This is a genomic window from Streptomyces sp. MK7 (assembly GCF_032658145.1).
Classification (GTDB): Bacteria; Actinomycetota; Actinomycetes; order Streptomycetales; family Streptomycetaceae; genus Streptomyces; species Streptomyces spiralis.
On record NZ_JAVACL010000005.1, the window covers coordinates 49,713 to 64,847 of the forward strand.

General features: G+C 71.9%; 8 protein-coding genes. 1 reads left to right on the top strand and 7 read right to left on the bottom strand.

The genetic code is table 11. The features are described from left to right. Positions 1-17: 17 nt before the first annotated feature. The 4 genes from R2S09_RS08980 to R2S09_RS08995 all read right to left on the bottom strand — a co-directional run bounded on the left by R2S09_RS08980 (position 18) and on the right by R2S09_RS08995 (position 6,916). Positions 18-1,448: a SidA/IucD/PvdA family monooxygenase gene (locus R2S09_RS08980; RefSeq protein WP_316740369.1), complete on the bottom strand. Its 1,431-nt coding sequence runs from the start codon at positions 1,446-1,448 to the stop codon at positions 18-20. Next, complete coding sequence (locus R2S09_RS08985) at positions 1,445-2,851, bottom strand: pyridoxal-dependent decarboxylase (RefSeq protein WP_316740370.1); 1,407 nt, start codon at positions 2,849-2,851, stop codon at positions 1,445-1,447. The genes R2S09_RS08980 and R2S09_RS08985 overlap by 4 nt, the downstream gene beginning before the upstream one ends. 253 nt (positions 2,852-3,104) lie before the next feature. Next, a complete protein-coding gene (gene pepN / locus R2S09_RS08990; RefSeq protein ID WP_316740371.1) occupies positions 3,105-5,711 on the bottom strand; it encodes an aminopeptidase N in 2,607 nt (868 codons plus the stop codon). A gap of 854 nt (positions 5,712-6,565) precedes the next feature. Beyond that, the gene (locus tag R2S09_RS08995; protein WP_306183583.1) at positions 6,566-6,916 is read right to left on the bottom strand and encodes a chorismate mutase; all 351 of its coding nucleotides are present in this window, start codon (positions 6,914-6,916) and stop codon (positions 6,566-6,568) included. Positions 6,917-7,014: 98 nt separating this feature from the next. Here R2S09_RS08995 and R2S09_RS09000 point away from each other — a divergent pair, with 98 nt between their 5' ends. After that, positions 7,015-7,914 carry a hypothetical protein gene (locus R2S09_RS09000; RefSeq protein WP_306183582.1) on the top strand — a complete coding sequence of 300 codons (900 nt, stop codon included), beginning with the start codon at positions 7,015-7,017 and terminating at the stop codon, positions 7,912-7,914. A 4-nt stretch (positions 7,915-7,918) separates the two neighbouring features. On the opposite strand, the gene R2S09_RS09005 is transcribed toward R2S09_RS09000, so the two are convergent. The 3 genes from R2S09_RS09005 to gltB form a co-directional block, all read right to left on the bottom strand. Then, positions 7,919-8,650, bottom strand: a complete 732-nt coding sequence (locus R2S09_RS09005; protein WP_316740372.1) for a VWA domain-containing protein — start codon at positions 8,648-8,650, stop codon at positions 7,919-7,921. Between the two features lie 205 nt (positions 8,651-8,855). Next, positions 8,856-10,319 carry a glutamate synthase subunit beta gene (locus tag R2S09_RS09010; RefSeq protein ID WP_306183578.1) on the bottom strand — a complete coding sequence of 488 codons (1,464 nt, stop codon included), beginning with the start codon at positions 10,317-10,319 and terminating at the stop codon, positions 8,856-8,858. Beyond that, the gene (gene gltB / locus R2S09_RS09015; protein WP_316740493.1) at positions 10,312-14,823 is read right to left on the bottom strand and encodes a glutamate synthase large subunit; all 4,512 of its coding nucleotides are present in this window, start codon (positions 14,821-14,823) and stop codon (positions 10,312-10,314) included. The genes R2S09_RS09010 and gltB overlap by 8 nt, the downstream gene beginning before the upstream one ends. Positions 14,824-15,135 lie beyond the last annotated feature (312 nt).

The window sequence follows — 15,135 nt, forward strand, 5'->3', positions numbered from 1 at the left end:
GCTGTGTGGAGGCGGCCTCAGATTCCGTCTGCCAGGGGTGTCAGTGTCCTGATCTGGCGCACGGGCGGGATCTGGGGCCGTTGCTGTGTGAGGCCGAAGGTGGTGAACGCGGTGCGGGTGGGCAGCGGGTAGGGGTCGGTGCCGGTGATCGCGTTGAGGATGGTGGCGCTGCGCCAGGCGGCGAGTCCGAGGTCGGGGGTGCCGACGCCGTGGGTGTGGAGTTCGGCGTTCTGGACGTAGGCGTGGCAGCCGGTGGCGGTGATGGAGTGGTCGAGGACGAGGCGGTACTGGTCGTCGATGCGGGGTCGTTCGGTGCTGTCGCGGCGCAGGTAGGGGTCGAGGCCGACGAGGAGGGGGGTGAGGGGGCGGGGGCGGTACCCGGTGGCGAGGACGACGGCGTCGGTGGTGAGGCGGGTGCGGGTGGCCTGCTGGGTGTGTTCGAGGTGGAGTTCGATCTTGGTGCCGGCGACGCGGCCGGCGGTGCGGACGCGGACGCCGGGGGTGAGGACGGTGTCGGGCCAGCCGCCGTGCAGGGTGCGGTGGTAGAGCTCGTCGTGGATGGCGGCGAGGGTGTCGGCGTCGACGGCTTTGTGGAGTTGCCACTGGGTGGGCAGGAGCCGGTCGCGGACGGGTTCGGGCAGGGCGTGGAAGTAGCGGGTGTAGTCGGGGGTGAAGTGTTCGAGGCCGAGTTTGGAGTACTCCATGGGGGCGAAGGCCTCGGTGCGGCCGATCCAGTGGAGTCCTTCGTGGCCGGTGGGGCGGTGGCGGAGCAGGTCGAGGAAGATCTCGGCGCCTGACTGTCCGGTGCCGACGACGGTGATGTGCGCGGCGGTGAGCAGGGTGTCGCGGTGGTCGAGGTAGTCGGCGGCGTGGATGACGGGGACGCCGGGGGCGTCGGCGAGGGGTTTGAGGGGGTCGGGGATGTGGGGCTGGGTGCCGATGCCGAGGACGACGTTGCGGGTGTAGGTGCGGCCGAGTGCTTCGGCTTCGCCGTCGGTGTCGAGTTGGGTGTAGTCGATCTCGAAGAGGCGGAGTTCGGGGTTCCAGCGGACGGCGTCGACCTGGTGGCCGAAGTGGAGGGTGGGGAGGTTGTCGCTGACCCAGCGGCAGTAGGCGTCGTATTCGGTGCGCCGGATGTGGAGGTGTTCGGCGAAGTAGAAGGGGAAGAGCCGGTCGCGGGTCTTGAGGTAGTTGAGGAAGGTCCACTGGCTGGTGGGGTCGACGAGGGTGGCGAGGTCGGCGAGGAAGGGGACCTGGATGCGGGCGTCGTCGATGAGCAGGCCGGGGTGCCAGTGGAAGCGGGGGTGTTGTTCGTAGAAGGCGGTGTCGAGGTGGGTGAGGGGGTGGGCGAGGGCGGCGAGGGAGAGGTTGAAGGGGCCGATCCCGATGCCGACCAGATCGTGGGGCGATTGCGGGGTGGGGTGGTTCAGGTGGTTCGGGGGGTTCATGCGGGGGTGCTTCCTTCCACCAGTTTCAGGAGGGTGGCCAGGTCTTCGGGCCGGATGTCGGGGTTGAGGAGGGTGGCTTTGAGCCAGAGCCGGTCGTCGAGGCGGGCTCGGCCGAGGACCGCGCGGCCGTCGGTGAGGAGGGTGCGGCGTACAGCGGCGACGGTGTCGTCGGTGGCGCCGGCGGGCCGGAAGAGGACGGTGCTGATGGTGGGCCGGTCGTAGAGCTCGAGGCCGGGGTGGGCGTGGATGAGGTCGGCGAGTTCGCGGGCGCGGGCGCAGACCTGGTCGACCAGGGCGCCGAGACCGCTGCGGCCGAGGGTTTTGAGGGTGGCGGCGATCTTGAGGATGTCGGGGCGGCGGGTGGTGCGCAGGGAGCGGCCGACGAGGTCGGGGATGCCCGCTTCGGTGTCGTCGTCGGCGTTGAGGTAGTCGGCGTGGTGGTGCAGGGCGGTGAGGTCGCGGGGGTGGCGGACGGCGAGGAGTCCGGCGGGGACGGGCTGCCAGCCGAGTTTGTGCAGGTCGAGGGTGATGGTGTGGGCGGCTTCGAGGCCGGTGAGTTTGTCGCGGTGGCGGTCGCTGAACAGGAGGCCTCCGCCGTGGGCGGCGTCGATGTGGAGGCGGGCGCCGTGGGCGGCGCAGAGTCCGGCGATCTCGGGGAGGGGGTCGATGAGGCCGGCGTCGGTGGTGCCCGCGGTGGCGGCCACGACGAGGGGGGTGCGGGGGCTGCCCGGGCCGTGGGGGCCGGCGAGGTCGGTGAGGGCCTGGTGGAGGGCGGCGGGGTCGAGGGTGCCGGCGGGGGCGGGTACGACGACGGGTTCGGGCAGGCCGAGCAGCCAGGCGGCGCGGGGCAGGGAGTGGTGGGCGTTGGCGCCGCAGACGAGGCGGACGCCGCCGGGGTGGCCTTCGCGCGCGAGGAGCAGGGCGAGTTGGTTGGATTCGGTGCCGCCGGTGGTGACGACGGCGTCGGCCAGACCGGTGGCGTGGGCGAGTTCGCGGGTGACGAGCGCTTCGAGCGCGGAGGCGGCGGGGGCCTGGTCCCAGGAGTCGAGCGAGGGGTTGAGGACGCTGGCGGCGAGGTCGGCCGCGACGGCGACGGCGAGGGGCGGGCAGTGCAGATGGGCGGCGCACAGGGGGTCGGCGGGGTCGGCCGCGCCTTCGGCGAGGGCGTGGACGAGGGTGCGCAGGGCGTCGGGGTCGCCGTGGTCGGGCAGGACGTCGCCGACGGCGGCGCACAGCCGGGCGGTGACGGTGTCGGGGCCGCCGGCGGGCAGTGGTCCTCCGCGGGCATGGCGGCCGCTGCGGAGGGCGTCGAGGACGGTGTCGAGCAGCGGGCGCAGGGTGTGGGGGCCTTCGGCGCCGGAGGCGAGGCGGGCTCGGGGCGGCGTTGGGGGCGGCGTACTCATCGGCTGTCCTCCGGGGCGCGGGGGCCTGGGGGTTCCAGCTTGTACGCCTGGGGTCCGACGCGCCCGGAATGCCGTGCGAGGGGAACCCGAAAGTGGGTACTGCCGTGCGGGCGGAACGTGTTGGGGCGGTGGGCCGCGGGGCCCGGCGTCGGGGCCGGGTGAGGTGTGCGGGCCGGGCCGTGGCTCGGCCCGGCCCGCACACCTGGGGTTCCTGCGGTGGGGCCCCTCCCCTGGGGGCCGGGCCCCGCGGGTTCTACGCGCTGCGGACGCGCAGTGCGCGTGCGAGGTCGTCGAGTTGGTCGACGAGGGTGCGGCGCAGGGCCGGGACCGGATCGGCGTCGCGCAGGCAGGCCTGGCCGAGGTCGAGGTGGTCGGCGTCGACGGCGTGGGCGGGGAAGGCCCAGTGGCCGGCGGCGCGGGCGATGGCGGGGCCGCGGCGGGCGGCGACGGTGACGGCGTCCTCGTAGAAGCGGGGCACGTAGTCCTGGACGAGGTCGGCCTGTTCGGGCTGCCAGAAGCCCTGGGCGGTGGCGGTGAACAGGTAGTTGGACAGGTCGTCGGAGGCGAACATCGCCTGCCAGGCGGCGTGTTTGGCGTCGGGCTCGGGCAGGGCGGCGCGGCAGCGGGCGGCGCCCTCCTGGCCGGTGGCGGAGGGGTCGCGGTGGAGTTCGGCGGCGATGGCGGTTTCGTCGGTGGCGCCGAGGACGGCGAGGCGGGCGAGGATGCGCCAGCGCAGTTCGGGGTCGAGTTCGGGGCCGCCGGGGACGATGCCCTCGGCGAGCCAGGCGGCGATGGTGTCGGGGTGGGCGGCCACGTCGATGAGGTGGCGTACGGCGATGAGGCGCAGGCCGGGGTGGTCGCCGTCCTCGGTGCGGCGGATGAGGTCGCGGCACAGGTCGGTGAGGGTGGCGAGGGCGGCGGGCCGCTGGCCGGGGGTGAGGTAGCGGTCGGCGATGTGGGTGCGGGCGAAGGCGAGGACTGCTTCGGCGAGGGCGAGGTCGGTCTCGTGCGGGAGGTGGGTGCGGGCGAGGTCCAGGTAGGTGGTGGCGGGGAGGTCGCCGTCGCGGACGGCGTCGCGCAGGGCGTTCCAGACGACGGCCCGGGTGAGGGGGTCGGGCAGGCCGGACAGGCTCTCGCGGATGGTCCGGAAGGAGTCGGGGTCGAAGCGGATCTTGGCGTAGGTGAGGTCGCCGTCGTTGAGGACGACGAGCGCGGGCTGTGTGCCGGCGGTGGCGAGGAGGATGTTCTTGCCGGCGAGGTCCGTTTCGAGGCGCTGGCGGAGGGTGAGGCGGCCGGCGTCGTGGAGGTCGTGGTCGTAGGCGCCGATGGTGATGCGGTGCGGCCGGGTGCCTCCCCCGGGCTGCCGGCTCCCCGCGTGCCTCAGGCCCTTCCGGTTCTTGGTGGGGTCGGGCGCGGACCACGTTCCGGAGCTGCCCCGGTGCGAGATGTGGACGCCCCAGTGGCCGTTCTCGACGCTCAGGTCCGGGACGAGGGTGTCGACGCCGGTGGTGCGCAGCCAGGCGTCGGCCCAGGCGTGGACGTCGCGGTCGGTGGCGGAGGCGAGGGACTCGATGAAGTCGGCGAGGGAGGCGTTGGCGAACTTGTGCCTGTCGAAGTGGGCGTTGATGCCGGCCAGGAAGTCCTTCTCGCCGAGCCAGGCGACCAGTTGACGCAGGGCGGAGGCGCCCTTGGCGTAGGAGATGCCGTCGAAGTTGAGCAGTGCGGAGGCGGTGTCGTCGACGGCTTCGGGGGCCACGGGGTGGGTGGAGGGACGCTGGTCCGCGTCGTAGCCCCAGGACTTGCGGGAGACGCCGAACTCGGTCCAGGTGTTGGTGAAGCGGGTTGCTTCGGCGGCGGTCTGGTAGCCCATGTACTCGGCGAAGGACTCGTTGAGCCAGATGTCGTCCCACCACTTGAGGGTGACGAGGTCGCCGAACCACATGTGGGCCATTTCGTGGGCGATGACCATGGCGCGGGTCTGGCGCTCGGTCTCGGTGACGGCGGAGCGGTAGACGAACTCGTCGCGGAAGGTGACGAGGCCGGGGTTCTCCATGGCGCCGGCGTTGAACTCGGGGACGAACGCCTGGTCGTAGGAGTCGAAGGGGTAGGGCTGCTCGAACTTCTCGTGGTAGCGGTCGAAGCAGGCGCGGGTGACGTCGAGGATCTCGTCGGCGTCGGCGTCGAGGTGGGGGGCGAGGGAGCGGCGGCAGTGGATGGCGAAGGGCAGGCCGCGGTGTTCGGTGCGCACGGAGTGCCAGGGCCCGGCGGCGACGGCGACGAGGTAGGTGGAGATGGGTGGGGTGGTGGCGGACTTCCAGACGCCGTCCCCGGTGTGCTCGGTGATGCCGTTGGCGAGGACGGTCCAGCCGTCGGGTGCGGTGACGGTGAGGTCGAAGACCGCCTTGAGGTCGGGCTGGTCGAAGGCCGCGAAGACGCGTTGGACGTCGTCGAGGAACAGTTGGGTGTAGACGTAGGTCTCGCCGTCGGAGGGGTCGGTGAAGCGGTGCATGCCCTCGCCGGTGCGGGAGTAGCGCATGGCGGCGTCGACGCGCAGTTCGTGTTCGCCGGCGGTGAGGTTCTTCAGGGGCAGGCGGTTGCCGGTGAGGCTGTGCGGGTCGAGGGGCTGTCCGTCGAGGGTGGCGGAGCGCAGTTCGGCGGGCTTGAGCTCGACGAAGGTGTCCGTGGTGCCCTGGCCGATGCCGGTGCCGGTGCCGGTGCGTACGGTGAACCGTATGACCGTCCGGGAGTCGAAGGTGCCGTCCCCACGGGTCAGGTCGAGGCCGACGCTGTAGTGATGGACGTCGAGGAGCTGGGCACGGGTCTGCGCTTCGTCGCGCGTCAGTACGGACATGGACGCCATGGTGCCTGATCCCACGGCCAGGGCACGAGGGGGTTCCGGGCAGCGCCGCCGGGGCACTCCCGCGCATGAAACCCGAAACGACACCCGCGCCCGCACCCGCGCGGCCCATCTCCGCGCAGGGGCCCCGGCAGGTCACACGGCGCGCCCCTGGGCGCGGCAACCAGCGGCGCACACGTCCGCCCCTGCGCACGGGGACCTCCGAGGCCCCACGGCCCGTCCCCGCGCACCGGAGTCCCGCAGGCCCACGGCCCGTCCCCGCGCGGGCCGGGGTCGGCGTCCGTGCGCGGGGCCCGGTCCTGTGCGCGATACGGCTCTCCGCGCGCCGACGCCGGCTTGCCCACGCACACCGCCCCCGCGACCGCGGGGCGGCCCCACGCGCGGGGGTCCGGGGCCGCGCCGGGGCCGGTCCCAGGCGAGCGCCGTGCCCGCGCCAGGACCGGTCATCGCCGCGCCGACGCCGACTCCCCACGCACAGCAACCCCCACCGCCACAGGGCCGCCCCCGCACGAGCACCACTCCAACCCCGGACCGAACACCCCGCAAGGCGCCGGCTCCCCCACCCGCAGCGACCCCCACCACCGCGCGGGCGACCCCACGCGAGCACCACTCCCACCCCGGGACCGAACACCCCCGCAAGGCGCCGGCTCCCCCACCCGCAGGGGCCTCCACGTCCGCAGGGGCGGTCCCGTGCCGGGAACGGCTTTCGCTCGCGTGGGGGTTCGTCGGGGTCGGTTGCGGGTGGGCTCTGGTCTCGCGGTCGCGACTCCGCGTCCCCGCGGGGGTTGTCCGCGTCCGCGCGGGCGCGTTGTGCGGTGCCCGGGCGAGTGGCCCGGCCGCAGCCCCGAAGGGTTGGGTCAGTTCGTCGGGGTCGGGTCGCCGTTGGCGGACCTCTCGGCGATGCGTTCGTGGTGGCGGATGACCTCGGCGATGATGAAGTTGAGGAACTTCTCCGCGAACGCCGGGTCGAGTTTGGCGTCCTCGGCGAGTGCGCGCAGGCGCGCGATCTGGCGGGACTCGCGGTCCGGGTCGGCGGGCGGCAGCTGGTGGGCGGCCTTGAGGTGGCCGACCTGCTGGGTCGCCTTGAACCGCTCGGCGAGCATGTGGACGACGGCGGCGTCGATGTTGTCGATGCTGTCGCGCAGGCGTGCGAGTTCGCTGAGGACGGCGGGGTCGACGTCGCCGGTACCGGTGCTGCTGATGGTCATGAGGGTCCACCTTACGGGGCCGGACCGCCCGGTTCCCTCCGTGCGGTGTTCGCTGTGCATAGAGTGGAAGCGTTCAGGGCGTCTTTGGGGGTACGGACGTGGCGGACGACGGACCGGTCGAGCACGGTTTCCCGCATCTGGAGACGGTGCGCGCGGCGATCACGGCGCTGTACAAGCGGCTGTCGTACGACACCGTCCAGACGTTCGCGACCAGTGTGGCCCCCGCCGATGTGGCCTTCTGCGACACCGACGATCTGCATCTGGGTGCCCAGCGGGTGGCACGCGAGCTGGTGCGCCACTACCGGCTGCCGGACGCGCGTCTGATCGTCAGCTTCAGGGAGATGCACCACGCGGCGAACGTGGAGCTGACGTCGGGCCCCGAGTACTTCGTCGAGCTGAACGACCGTTTCCGCACCCATCGGCAGGACATCGGCGCGGCCCTGGCGCACGAGGTGATGCACGTCTATCTGCACCGCCTGGATCTGTCGTTCCCCGGCCTGCGGGACAACGAGATCCTCACGGACACGGCGGCGACGTACCTGGGTGCCGGCTGGCTGCTGCTGGACGCCTTCCGGGAGCACGGCACGTCCTCGCAGAAGCTCGGCTACCTCACGCCGGAGGAGTTCGGGTACGTCCTGGCCAAGCGGGCCCTGTTCTTCGGTGAGGACCCTTCGACGTGGTTCACCAGCCCGCAGGGCTACGAGGCGTACGAGAAGGGGCTGGCCCGGGCCCGCCGTGACGGGCAGCAGCCGCCGCTGACGGCCGCCGGCTGGGCGGGCCGGCGCCGCTACGCCCGGGACCGGCGGCACGCCCAGGAGCACGGCCGGGCGCCGCTGGCCGCGCCGGGAGCGCCGTATTCCTTCACGTCGTCGGGGCCGGAGCCGCTGCGGGTGTCGTTCCCGTGCCCGACCTGCCATCAGCGGATCAGGGTGCCGGTGCGGGGCCGGATGCGTGCGCGGTGTGCGCTGTGCCGGACGGTGCTGGAGTGCGACACGTAGGCGGTCACCGCTCCGCCTGTGCGACGATGCCCTGCGCCCGGGCCGCCGCCAGCCACAGCGGGAACTCGGCGAGGAGGCGGTCGTACAGCTCGGCGTCGGACAGGCGCCGCGGATCGCGGCCGGCGGGGAAGAAGCCCGCGTTGTCGACGGCACGTCTGCCCGGCACCGCCAGTTCGTCGAGTCGGCGCAGGAAGTCGAACCGGTGGCTGCGGGCGCTGCCGAAGCCCACGAACTGCCAGAAGAGGGGGAGCCTCGTGGCCTTGCACAAGTGGCGTTCGGCGGCGGTCCTGCTGGAGGGGGCGCCGTCGGTCTGGAAGACGACCAGGGCCGGGTGCGTGGCGCCGCAGTCGAGGTAGTGGTCGATCACGGCGTCCACGGCGGCCTCGTAGTTGGTGCGGCCCATGTGGCCGAGGCCGGCCGCCATGCGCCGGATGCTGTCCTGGTGGTCGTCGAGGGCGATCTCGCCGACGGCGTCGACGTCCGTGGAGAAGAACACCACCGGGACGCGGCCGTCGTCGTCGAGATGCGCGGAGAGCGACAGCACCCGGTCGGCGAGCGCCTGCACGCTGCCGTTGCGGTAGTACGGCCTCATGGAGCCGGAGTGGTCGAGCACGAGGTACACGGCGGCCCGCTGCTCGTCGAGGCCGTGCTCGACGAGCGAGGCCCCCGCGCTCTTGTAGAGGCTGACCAGCGCGGGCGCGGTCTCCTCCACCTTGCTCAGACTGATCGCGGCCATGTCCCGCTCCTCCCCTGTCGGTCGGGGACGGGGACGCCGGGGAGGGTCCACACGGTTTCCGGGACGTGCGACGACATGCGACGGCGCCTGCCCTGTTGTCCGGTCGGGGACGGGCGGGCAGGCGCCGGCACGGGGGGTCTGGGGGAACTCCCCCAGATGGCCCGCCCGTACGCCGTTGTACGGGACGTTCTTTCGTGACCGCGCGTCAGACCGTCAGTGCGCGGTCCGTCGGGCGGATCGGGGCCGGCAGGTCGCTGGCGCCGGTCAGGTGGCGGTCGACGCCGCGAGCGGCCGAGCGGCCCTCGGCGATCGCCCACACGATGAGCGACTGGCCGCGGCCGGCGTCACCGGCGACGAACACACCCGGCACATTGGTCTGGAAGTCGGCGTCGCGGGCGATGTTGCCGCGTTCGTCGAGTTCCAGGCCGAACTGCTCGACCAGGCCGTTGACCCGGTCGGTGCCCGTGAAGCCCATGGCGAGGGTGACCAGCTGGGCGGGGATCTTGCGTTCGGTGCCCGGCTTCTGGGTCAGCTTGCCGTCGACGAACTCGACCTCGGCCAGGTGCAGCCACTGCACGTTGCCGTCCTCGTCGCCCTCGAAGTGCGTGGTGGAGGCGGCGTAGATCCGCTCGCCGCCCTCCTCGTGGGCCGAGGTGACCTTGTACAGGATCGGGAAGGTCGGCCAGGGCTGGTTGGTGGGGTGCCGCTCGTCGTTCGGGCGGGGCATGATCTCCAGCTGGGTGACGGAGGCCGCGCCCTGACGGTGGGCGGTGCCCACGCAGTCCGCGCCGGTGTCACCGCCGCCGATGACGACGACGTGCTTGCCCTCGGCCGAGATGGGCGCGGTGACGTAGTCGCCCTCCTGGACCTTGTTGGCCAGGGGCAGGTACTCCATCGCCTGGTAGATGCCCTTGAGCTCGCGGCCCGGCACCGGCAGGTCGCGGGCGGTCGTGGCGCCGGCGGCGATGACGACCGCGTCGTAGCGCTTCTTCAGGTCGGTCGCCTTGATGTCGCGGCCGATCTCGACGCCGGTGCGGAAGCGGGTGCCCTCCGCGCGCATCTGCTCGATACGGCGGTTGATGTGCCGCTTCTCCATCTTGAACTCGGGGATGCCGTAGCGGAGCAGGCCGCCGATGCGGTCGGCGCGCTCGTAGACGGCGACGGTGTGGCCGGCCCGGGTGAGCTGCTGGGCGGCGGCCAGGCCCGCCGGGCCCGAGCCGATGACGGCGACGGTCTTGCCGGACAGGCGCTCGGGAACCTGCGGGGCGACGTCCCCGGCCTCCCACGCCTTGTCGATGATGGAGACCTCGACGTTCTTGATGGTGACCGGCGGCTGGTTGATGCCGAGCACACACGCCGACTCGCACGGAGCCGGGCACAGGCGGCCGGTGAACTCCGGGAAGTTGTTCGTGGCGTGCAACCGCTCGGAGGCGGCGGCCCAGTCCTCGCGGTAGGCGTAGTCGTTCCACTCGGGGATCAGGTTCCCGAGCGGGCAGCCGTTGTGGCAGAACGGGATGCCGCAGTCCATGCAGCGGCTGGCCTGCTTGGAGATGATGGGCAGCAGGGAGCCGGGGACGTAGACCTCGTTCCAGTCCTTGACGCGCTCACCGACGGGACGGGTCTTGGCGACCTCGCGGCCGTGGTTCAGGAAGCCCTTCGGGTCAGCCATTGATCGCCGCCTCCATCATCTTCTCGGTGATCTCGGTCTCGGACAGACCGGCTCGCTCGGCGGCGTCCTTGGCGGCGAGCACTGCCTTGTACGTGCTGGGAATGATCTTGCTGAAGCGCTCGACGGCCGTGTCCCACTCGGCGAGCAGCTTCTCGGCGACGGTGGAGCCCGTCTCCTCCTGGTGGCGGCGCACCACCTCGCGCAGCCACTGCTTGTCCGTCTCGTCGAGCGCCTCGATCGCGTCGAGGTTGCCGACGTTGACGTTGTCGCGGTCGAGGTCGATGACGTAGGCGATGCCACCGGACATGCCGGCCGCGAAGTTGCGCCCCGTCTCGCCGAGGACGACCGCGTGACCGCCGGTCATGTACTCGCAGCCGTGGTCGCCCACGCCTTCGGAGACGACCAGTGCGCCGGAGTTGCGCACGCAGAACCGCTCACCGGTCTTGCCGCGCAGGAACATCTCGCCGCCGGTGGCGCCGTAGGCGAGGGTGTTGCCCGCGATGACGCTGTACTCGGCGAGGTGGTCGGCCGCACGGTCCGGGCGGACGACGATCCGGCCGCCGGAGAGGCCCTTGCCGACGTAGTCGTTGGCGTCGCCCTCCAGGCGCAGCGTGACGCCGCGCGGGACGAAGGCGCCGAAGGACTGGCCGGCGGAGCCGGTGAAGGTGATGTCGATGGTGTCGTCGGGCAGGCCCGCGCCACCGAACTTCTTCGTCACCTCGTGGCCGAGCATGGTGCCGACAGTGCGGTTGATGTTGCGGATGGCGACCTGGGCGCGCACCGGCTGGGCCTCGGTGGCCCCGGGTGCGGCCAGGGCGTCGGCGGCGAGCTTGATCAGCTCGTTGTCGAGGGCCTTCTCCAGGCCGTGGTCCTGGGCGGTCACCTGGTGGCGCACCGCGCCCTCGGGCAGCTCGGGCACGTGGAAGAGCGGGTGCAGGTCCAGGCCCTGAGCCTTCCAGTGGTTCACGGCGCGGGTGACGTCGAGGATCTCGGCGTGGCCGACGGCCTCCTCGATGGAGCGGAAGCCCAGCTCGGCCAGGAGTTCGCGGACCTCCTCGGCGATGAACCGGAAGAAGTTCACGATGTACTCGGCCTTGCCGGAGAACCGCTCGCGCAGCACCGGGTTCTGGGTGGCGATGCCGACCGGGCAGGTGTCCAGGTGGCACACGCGCATCATCACGCAGCCGGAGACGACGAGGGGAGCGGTGGCGAAACCGAACTCCTCGGCGCCCAGCAGCGCGGCGATGACGACGTCACGGCCGGTCTTCAGCTGGCCGTCGGTCTGCACGACGATGCGGTCGCGCAGGCCGTTGAGCAGCAGGGTCTGCTGGGTCTCGGCCAGGCCGAGCTCCCAGGGGCCGCCGGCGTGCTTGAGCGACGTCAGCGGGGAGGCGCCCGTGCCGCCGTCGTGGCCGGAGATCAGGACGACGTCCGCGTGGGCCTTGGACACACCGGCCGCGACCGTGCCGACACCGACCTCGGAGACCAGCTTCACGTGGATGCGGGCCTGCGGGTTGGCGTTCTTCAGGTCGTGGATCAGCTGGGCCAGGTCCTCGATGGAGTAGATGTCGTGGTGCGGCGGCGGGGAGATGAGGCCCACGCCCGGCGTCGAGTGCCGGGTCTTCGCCACCCACGGGTACACCTTGTGGCCGGGCAGCTGGCCGCCCTCGCCGGGCTTGGCGCCCTGGGCCATCTTGATCTGGATGTCGTCGGAGTTGACCAGGTACTCGGAGGTCACGCCGAAGCGGCCGGAGGCCACCTGCTTGATCGCGCTGCGCCGGGCCGGGTCGTACAGGCGCTCGGGGTCCTCGCCGCCCTCACCGGTGTTGGACTTGCCGCCCAGCTGGTTCATGGCGATGGCGAGGGTCTCGTGCGCCTCCCTGGAGATGGAGCCGTACGACATGGCGCCCGTGGAGAACCGCTTGACGATCGAGGAGACCGGCTCGACCTCCTCGACCGGGATCGGCTTCCGGTCGGACTTGAAGCCGAACAGGCCGCGCAGCGTCATCAGGCGCTCGGACTGCTCGTTCACGCGCGAGGTGTACTTCTTGAAGATGTCGAAGCGGCCGCTGCGCGTGGAGTGCTGGAGGCGGAAGACCGTCTCCGGGTCGAACAGGTGCGGCTCGCCCTCGCGGCGCCACTGGTACTCGCCGCCGATCTCCAGCGCGCGGTGCGCCGGGGCGATGCCGGAGGCGGGGTAGGCCTTGGCGTGGCGGGCGGCGACCTCCCTGGCGATGACGTCGATGCCGACGCCGCCGATCTTGGTGGTGGTGCCGTTGAAGTACTTCTCCACGAAGGTCTCGTCCAGGCCGACGGCCTCGAAGACCTGGGCGCCGCGGTAGGAGGCGACGGTGGAGATGCCCATCTTGGACATGACCTTCAGCACGCCCTTGCCGAGGGCGTAGATCAGGTTGCGGATGGCCTTCTCGGGCTCGATGCCCGGCAGGAAGGTGCCCGCGCGGACCAGGTCCTCGACGGACTCCATCGCCAGGTAGGGGTTGACCGCGGCGGCGCCGTAGCCGATGAGCAGGGCGACGTGGTGGACCTCGCGGACGTCGCCGGCCTCGACCAGCAGGCCCACCTGGGTGCGCTGCTTGGTGCGGATGAGGTGGTGGTGGACGGCCGCGGTGAGCAGCAGCGACGGGATCGGCGCGTGCTCGGCGTCGGAGTGCCGGTCGGACAGGACGATCAGCCGGGCGCCGTTGTCGATGGCGGCGTCCGCCTCGGCGCAGATCTCGTCGATGCGCGCGGCGAGGGCGTCGCCGCCGCCGGAGACCCGGTACAGGCCGGACAGGGTCGCGGCCTTGAAGCCGGGCATGTCGCCGTCGGCGTTGATGTGGATGAGCTTGGCCAGCTCGTCGTTGTCGATCACCGGGAAGGGCAGGACGACGCTGCGGCAGGAGGCCGCGGTCGGCTCCAGCAGGTTGCCCGAGGGGCCCAGCGAGCTGCGCAGGGAGGTGACCAGTTCCTCGCGGATGGCGTCCAGCGGCGGGTTGGTGACCTGGGCGAACAGCTGGGTGAAGTAGTCGAAGAGCAGCCGCGGGCGCTCGGAGAGCGCGGCGATCGGCGAGTCGGTGCCCATGGAGCCGATCGGCTCGGCGCCGGCCTTGGCCATCGGCGCGAGGATGACGCGCAGCTCCTCCTCGGTGTAGCCGAAGGTCTGCTGGCGGCGGGTGACCGAGGCGTGGGTGTGGACGATGTGCTCGCGCTCGGGCAGGTCGCCCAGCTCGATCTCGCCGGCCTCCAGCCAGTCGGCGTAGGGCTGCTCGGCGGCGAGGGTCGCCTTGATCTCGTCGTCCTCGATGATGCGGTGCTCGGCGGTGTCCACGAGGAACATGCGGCCGGGCTGGAGGCGGCCCTTGCGGACGACCTTGGCCGGGTCGATGTCGAGGACGCCGACCTCGGAGCCGAGGACGACGAGGCCGTCGTCGGTGACCCAGTAGCGGCCGGGGCGCAGGCCGTTGCGGTCGAGGACGGCGCCGACCTGGGTGCCGTCGGTGAAGCAGACGCAGGCGGGGCCGTCCCAGGGCTCCATCATCGTGGAGTGGTAGCCGTAGAAGGCGCGGCGGGCCGGGTCCATGGAGTCGTGGTTCTCCCACGCCTCCGGGATCATCATCAGCACGGAGTGCGGCAGGGAGCGGCCGCCGAGGTGGAGCAGCTCCAGGACCTCGTCGAAGGAGGCGGAGTCGGAGGCGTCCGGGGTGCAGATCGGGAAGATCCGCTCCAGGCTGTCCTTGCCCCCGAAGAGGTCCGAGGCGAGCTGGGACTCGCGGGCGACCATCCAGTTGCGGTTGCCCTTGACGGTGTTGATCTCGCCGTTGTGCGCGACGAAGCGGTAGGGGTGGGCGAGCGGCCAGCTCGGGAAGGTGTTGGTGGAGAACCGGGAGTGGACGAGCGCGATCGCGGAGGCGAAGCGGCGGTCGGACAGGTCCGGGAAGAACGGCTCCAGCTGGCCGGTGGTGAGCATGCCCTTGTAGACGAGGGTGCGCGCGGACAGCGACGGGAAGTAGACGCCGGCCTCGCGCTCGGCGCGCTTGCGCAGCACGAACGCCTTGCGGTCCAGGGCGATGCCCTCGCTGACGCCGTCGGCGACGAACAGCTGACGGAAGACGGGCATCGTGGAGCGGGCGGTGGCGCCGAGCAGCTCGGGAGCGACGGGGACCTCGCGCCAGCCGAGGACGGTCAGGCCCTCGTCGGCCGCGATGGTCTCGATCTGTGAGACGGCGTCGGCGGTGCCGTCCTCGGGCAGGAAGGCGATGCCGACGGCGTAGGAGCCGGCGGCGGGCAGCTCGAATCCGGCCACCTCGCGCAGGAACGCGTCGGGCACCTGGGAGAGCAGGCCGGCGCCGTCGCCGGAGTCGGGCTCGGAACCGGTGGCGCCGCGGTGCTCCAGGTTGCGCAGAACCGTGAGTGCCTGCTCGACCAGCGTGTGGCTCGCCTCGCCGGTGAGGGTGGCCACGAAGCCGACGCCGCAGGCGTCGTGCTCGTTGCGGGGGTCGTACATACCCTGCGCAGCAGGGCGAGCATCCATGAACGACCAGTTTCGGCCGTTCGCGGAGTGCTGGGACGGCTGGCGCGGCGTACGCATCGGCTCTCCCGTCGTCGTCATCTGGCATGTGCTGGTGCCGAGGGACGACGTTGGCCCTCTGCGTAAGTGCGAAATTTCGTGCAGGTTACATGATGAAGCGGTTCTCGGGAATTGGATATTCCGTTTCAACATGCGGACACCGCTGGGTCGGCGGCGGGGGTTTCCGCGCCCGGCGGTGGAGGCTTGTCGTGGGGGCCGGGGGAGGACGGGACCGGTCGGATCCACGCC